Below are 4436 nucleotides of genomic sequence, written 5' to 3'. Positions count from 1 at the left end.
ACTCTCATTAAGCTGGCGATCGCTGAATAGAGTGTGACACTTCATAATTCTTAGTAATCGCTAAAAGTCTTACTATACAAGGGCTAGAGCAACTTTTGATTTCAACGACTAGGGTGCGGAATGTGGGTTATATTGCCATAAAGCCGAAGAGGCTTGGTCTCCAACCCCTTGAGGACAAGATAGACTGCACCTGCTCATTCTGTCGGCTGGAGAGGGGAAACCCGTTACTGATTCTGCTCACAGAGAAGGACTAATTTTATTGGTGTAGAATAGAGACAATTATTGAGAGAGAAAGAAAATGAGCACTATTTCCCTTGAAATTCCTGAAGAAATCTTAATTAGTCTCAAAGAAACTCCTGAAAATCTATCAAGAGAATTAAAAATATTGGCAGCCGTTAAACTTTTTGAACTTGACAAACTATCTTCAGGACGTGCAGCCCAATTAGCCGGTATGTCACGGGTAGAATTTTTAACTATTTTGGGACGTTATCAAGTCTCCCCTTTTTCTTTAACGACTGAACAATTGGAACAAGATATTGTCAATGCCTAATCCTCAAGTCATTGTCAACACCTCTCCTCTACTGTACTTACATCAAGTGGGCTACTTGGAATTGCTCCAACGCTTGTATTCTCAAATCTTGACTCCTCCAGCAGTAATCGAAGAATTAGCAATCGGTAAAAATAAAGGAATTGATGTTCCCAATATTCAGGCGATTGAATGGATTTCAATTACTTCAGTCAAATCAGTCAGTCTAATTCCAGCTATTATTGATTTAGGGCAAGGAGAAGCAGAGGTATTAGCTTTGGGATTAGAAAATCCAGATAGTTTACTGATTTTTGATGATCAATTAGCCCGACGTATTGCCAATTTATATCGCTTAAAATATTCAGGAACGCTTGGTGTTTTAGTTAAAGCGAAGCAGCAGGGCTATCTATCTTCTGTTGCTCCCGTTATTGCTAAGTTACGCCATCAAGGAATGTGGCTAACTGATAAAGTTGTCAATGATGTTCTTCGATTAGCTGGAGAGTAAGTATGCTTAAAAAAAAGGCTCTTCGTTACTTGGTATGGTTCGATAGGGGAGCATAAATCGACTAAATCCTTATCTGGCAAGAGACTTAATTGATTAGTTCGCTCTAGACAAAAATAATTGACAAAAATCGCTAAATGCCTTTCTATACAAGGGTTACATCCTCTATAACCCCCGTTCATTGCATAACATAAACCGAAGAGCCAGATAACTAAAATTCTTTGATATAACTGAACTTCTCCAGTGCAACCGTACTAGCTGTCTAAACATGGCTACAGAGGGAATCGCTTACTCTAGAGATTGATGACACTATCTGTTACGATCAAGTTAGCGATCGCTAGACAGCGAACTTTACAGAATCGCTCTACTCCAGATACAGTCAACGGTAAAGCCATTTTCAAGTGAAAAATGTACCCAGTAGCCTCTTTTCAATTTTTTCTGAGAAGCTCCATAAGGGTTTTGTTAATTTTTTAGTATTTCTGTATGGGGGAAGTCCAGACATATCTATCATTAAATTTCGGTTTCAGCAGCTTCTCGTAAACTGCTAATTGTACTTTTCGCCTCTTTGAGTAATTCATGCCAATCATCTGGAGGATGACCAGTATCTAGCATTTTCCTAAAGACTCTATAAGCGTCTGTATTACTCTCATAAGCTCGCTTAGAGTTTTCATCATTGACCCAAGCGAGGAGAATTATTTTACTCTCTTGATGATATCGAAAAAACAGTCGATACTGCTGAAAAAACTTGGCTCTAAACCAGTGCTTGTAATCGTCTCCAAGCGTAGTTCCCAGTCGATACTCACTGCGAGTTGGGTCTTGAGGAATAGTATCAAAGGCTAACTTTGCTATGGCAGCTAGACGCTTTGTAGCATTTTTCCTTTTATAATCTTGAGGAAACTTGTGACGCAGGTTGAAGAACTGCGTCACAAGTTCTTCAAACTGTTCAAGGAACAGAGGATGAGCAAATATGCTCCATCCATTAATTACTAGGGGCTGATCTATAGACAACCTTATTCGTCCTCATCCAGAAGTGGTGCATCAAGATCCAGATCAACGCCAGAGACCAAGTATTGAACATGATTGACTAGGTTAGAACTAATTGCCTGTATGTGTTGAGGGTTCTGTTCCATATCTTGTGCAAGAAAATTCAGAAATTTCCCAAGCACTGGATCATTTTCTTCTGCCTCGTCAGCCCGGGAAATCCATACTTTGCCGTCGGCCTGTATGTTGTAGCAGATTTTATCACGCTTATTCAAGCCAAGGGCTTTGCGAACAGAATCGGGAATTGTAGTCTGATAGCGATCAGTAAGAGTGGATTCTGGGCATGGGGCCATCGTTGCAGCCATAGCGACCTCTAAGCCTGTCTGTAAAAACTAGATCTTGATGGTAATGCAACTGCATTGTCTTGTCAAGTATGGAGTGACTAGATCTACAGCCTAACGGATCCGTTCACCTTAAATGTCGGCAGGATGCCCCCGTTACACCCATAAGGTTGTTGTAATAAACCTACACCTGTCAGCATCCCACACCCCATCTTCCCACTTCCCCCGATTGAGTTAGCGGGTTAGGCTTCGATCTGTCAGAATACAAGTATTGAAACAAACCCTTTAAGAGGCTTCATGGTGGAAGTTAAAGTCGTTCCCCCGAAACGCAATTGGGTTCAGACGTGGTGGCAATCCCTGAATTCCCTATCTCGCTTACTGGTGATTGCTCTAGCTGCACCACTTATAGTTCTGAATGCCTGGGCATTATCGGCAATTTTTGGCTATTTTGAATCTTTATTTGTTATTTTACTGATAGCGGCCGTTCTATCTTTTCTCTTGGGTTATCCGGTGACTTGGTTGGAACGTCAGGGATTAAAACGGGGTTTAGCTGCGATCGTGGTTTCCCTGATCACGATTTTAATTTTTGTGGCTGTGGGAATCACCCTAGTTCCCTTAGTCTTCACCCAAGCGCAGCAATTTGTCAACAGATTGCCAGAATGGTTAGACTCGGGACAGCGCCAACTGATGCAACTAGATACCAAAATCGACACGATGAATCTACCGATTCCGATCAGTTTCGATGGTGTTATCGCTCAGTTTAACAGTCGTTTAGGGGCAGAATTGCAGATTCTAGCGGGAAGAAGCGTTAATTTAGCCCTTAATCTCACCGTTTTTACCGTGGTGCGAGTGCTTGATGTGCTGCTAACCATTATCCTCACCTTTTATCTACTTCTCCACAGTCCCGATATCTGGAGGAGTATTATCCAATGGTTGCCCAAACCCGTCCAACAACCCTTTTCCCTAACCCTACGCTTAAGTTTTCAGAATTACTTTGTCGGCCAGGTAATTTGTGCCACTTGCATGGCCCTGGGATTAGTCACGGCATTTTTATCGATTAAAGTCCCTTTTGGTCTTCTATTCGGCCTCTTGATTGGTACCATGGCCTTAATCCCTTTTGGGGGAACTGTAGGCATTGTCACGGTGACAGCTTTACTAGCTTTGCGCGATATTGGTTTAGCTCTGCAAGTTTTAGCCGTAGCTGTAGTGGTGCAGCAAATTGTCGAAAATGGCATTGCTCCCCGGATTTTGGGCAGTGTCACGGGGTTAAATCCCTTTTGGGTGTTGGTTTCGGTCTTGACGGGGGCGCGAGTGGGCGGTTTACTGGGGGTGATTATCGCGGTTCCCATGGCAGTAATGATCAAGGAAGCTTTGGAGGTTATCCGTCAAGTGACACCGGAGGAGACAAAATACGGGATAATTAAACCCTCTCTCCCCCTAGAATCAGAATCCTCTAGCGAGGTGGTTTCTCGCTGAACAATGACTGACGGCATGATCTGAGGTGATCGGCATTTTTCTCGCAGGTTCTTGGCTTTTCTCCCTCGATCGAGTTATGATGTAAATATTGGTAGATTGACCCCACTCGCCCTGATCGCTGTCCATGACAAGCAAGGACAAATCAAGGCTTGAGGATGCCTTGCTGGTCTCTGAGACCTAGCTTATTGGGAGATTATTACTAACCAATTGTCTCCAAACTCGGATAATTTCTAAGAAAAGGTGATTGTCTATCCCGATAAATCAGCAAAAAATCGATATTTTGGTTAAATAGGCTACATTAACAGCCAGGTTTCTATCGTAAGCTCAAAGTTAAGACATAAAGTCAATATCACCCTCCGATTGCAATGAAAAAATGTTTGGATCGCTTAATATTTAAGCCTTTCAGACATTTTTTTTGTGGATTGATACTAGATCCAGTTATTAAAACCTGATTTAGTATGACATGGACAAACACCAACAGACCTTGACATCCTCGCCGCCCTAAAAGTGCGGCGATTCCTAAACCTCACGATTTAAGTTTCTGCTTCCACCACCGTCGCATACCACAGTTAAAAAACCATGTACTGTCTTACACAGAGTCCACAGACTT

General features: G+C 42.4%; 5 protein-coding genes. 3 read left to right on the top strand and 2 right to left on the bottom strand.

From position 1 onward, the window contains the following. Window positions 1-298 precede the first annotated feature (298 nt). Both IQ242_RS17645 and IQ242_RS17640 read left to right on the top strand, forming a co-directional pair. Entirely contained in the window at window positions 299-550 is a 252-nt protein-coding gene (locus tag IQ242_RS17645) for a UPF0175 family protein (protein WP_002764591.1), read from the top strand. Continuing rightward, a complete protein-coding gene (locus IQ242_RS17640) occupies window positions 543-1031 on the top strand; it encodes a DUF3368 domain-containing protein (protein ID WP_193960870.1) in 489 nt (162 codons plus the stop codon). The genes IQ242_RS17645 and IQ242_RS17640 overlap by 8 nt, the downstream gene beginning before the upstream one ends. Before the next feature lie 507 nt (window positions 1032-1538). Here the strand turns inward: IQ242_RS17640 and IQ242_RS17635 are convergent. Further along, a complete protein-coding gene (locus IQ242_RS17635) occupies window positions 1539-2036 on the bottom strand; it encodes a type II toxin-antitoxin system YhaV family toxin (RefSeq protein WP_193960869.1) in 498 nt (165 codons plus the stop codon). A gap of 2 nt (window positions 2037-2038) precedes the next feature. Continuing rightward, a complete protein-coding gene (locus IQ242_RS17630; protein WP_193960868.1) occupies window positions 2039-2374 on the bottom strand; it encodes a type II toxin-antitoxin system PrlF family antitoxin in 336 nt (111 codons plus the stop codon). Window positions 2375-2647: 273 nt separating this feature from the next. Between IQ242_RS17630 and IQ242_RS17625 the strand changes: the two genes are divergently transcribed. Continuing rightward, window positions 2648-3826: an AI-2E family transporter gene (locus IQ242_RS17625; protein ID WP_193960867.1), complete on the top strand. Its 1179-nt coding sequence runs from the start codon at window positions 2648-2650 to the stop codon at window positions 3824-3826. The last annotated feature ends 610 nt before the right edge of the window (window positions 3827-4436 follow it).

It is taken from the genome of Microcystis sp. LEGE 08355 (genome assembly GCF_015207185.1).
Taxonomy (GTDB): Bacteria; Cyanobacteriota; Cyanobacteriia; order Cyanobacteriales; family Microcystaceae; genus Microcystis; species Microcystis panniformis.
This window is presented reverse-complemented; position numbering and strand designations above follow the sequence as displayed.

Excerpts from the sequence above, each read along its gene's own strand:
- IQ242_RS17645 (WP_002764591.1), top strand. The coding sequence starts at position 299 with ATGAGCACTATTTCCCTTGAAATTCCTGAAGAAATCTTAATTAGTCTC.
- IQ242_RS17640 (WP_193960870.1), top strand. The coding sequence starts at position 543 with ATGCCTAATCCTCAAGTCATTGTCAACACCTCTCCTCTACTGTACTTA.
- IQ242_RS17630 (WP_193960868.1), bottom strand. The coding sequence starts at position 2,374 with ATGGCTGCAACGATGGCCCCATGCCCAGAATCCACTCTTACTGATCGC.
- IQ242_RS17625 (WP_193960867.1), top strand. The coding sequence starts at position 2,648 with ATGGTGGAAGTTAAAGTCGTTCCCCCGAAACGCAATTGGGTTCAGACG.